The sequence below is a fragment of the Mesorhizobium silamurunense genome (assembly GCF_014843905.1).
GTDB lineage: Bacteria > Pseudomonadota > Alphaproteobacteria > Rhizobiales > Rhizobiaceae > Mesorhizobium > Mesorhizobium silamurunense.
In genome coordinates this window covers 1-858 of the sequence record NZ_LPVS01000194.1, presented here as the reverse complement: position 1 = coordinate 858, position 858 = coordinate 1, and the positions used below count along the sequence as shown (strand labels likewise).

The following is an 858-nucleotide window of genomic DNA, read 5'->3' as shown; positions in this document are numbered from 1 at the left end:
TCGTCAGGGTGGAAACCGGAAGTTCGACGCGAACCCAACAGAGAGCTCGACGGCTGTTCACGGCTGCTCTACGCGCTCAGTACTCGGACAAGCCGGCCGAGACCTATCCTTCCAGAAGCGACACGGGATCAAGGGACGTCGCCTGGCCGGACGTGACGCGCAGGAGAGGGCATCTTTGCAACCGCGACGATCACTCCGGCACGCCGGCGATGCCCAGCGCCTCGACGTAACGCTCGGCGAACACCTTGTCCAGCCACGGGTTGATCTGTCTCTGCAGGGTGAGCGTGTAGGTCGGGAACGCGTCCATCAGCCGCCGCGCCGCGGTCTGCGCCTCGTCCAACCGGTTGAGTTTGACCAGCGCCATGATCACCACCCGGTGCGAGGAGCCGTAGTTCGGCATCTCGTGCAGCGCGCGTTCTCCCCATGCCAGCGCTTCCTCGTAGCGCTCGAGCATCAGGTAGCTCATCCCGATGCCGGAGAGCGCGATGCCCTTCTCGGGGTCGACCGGGCTCAGCCGCATTGCCCTGTGAAAGTGCTCGATCGCGACGAGCGGGCGGCTGGAATGTGCGTTCACCCAGCCGCTGCCCGTATGGCCCTGTGCCGAATTGGGGTTGAGCAGCAGGGATCGTTCGATCGTGCCCAGCGCCATCTCGTAGTCCTTCGCGCTGTAGGCCATCACCTGCGCGGCGAAGCGCAGGCTCGTGGGATCGTCGCGCGCTTCCGCCAGTACCTCGCGCGCCATGCGCGCGGCGACTCGCATATCGTCCGGCTCGTGCCAGCACTGGCTCACGGATAGGCTGCGGATATAGGCGCCGAGTGCCTTCGCCAAGTTGAAGCTAGGGTCGATGCTGAGCGCCT

General features: G+C 65.4%; 1 protein-coding gene. It reads right to left on the bottom strand.

Annotation, left to right across the window (positions count from 1 at the left end; translation table 11 throughout):
* Positions 1–190 precede the first annotated feature (190 nt).
* The coding region (locus AU465_RS33010) for a tetratricopeptide repeat protein (protein WP_192257193.1) at positions 191–858 on the bottom strand (668 nt) is incomplete at its 5' end.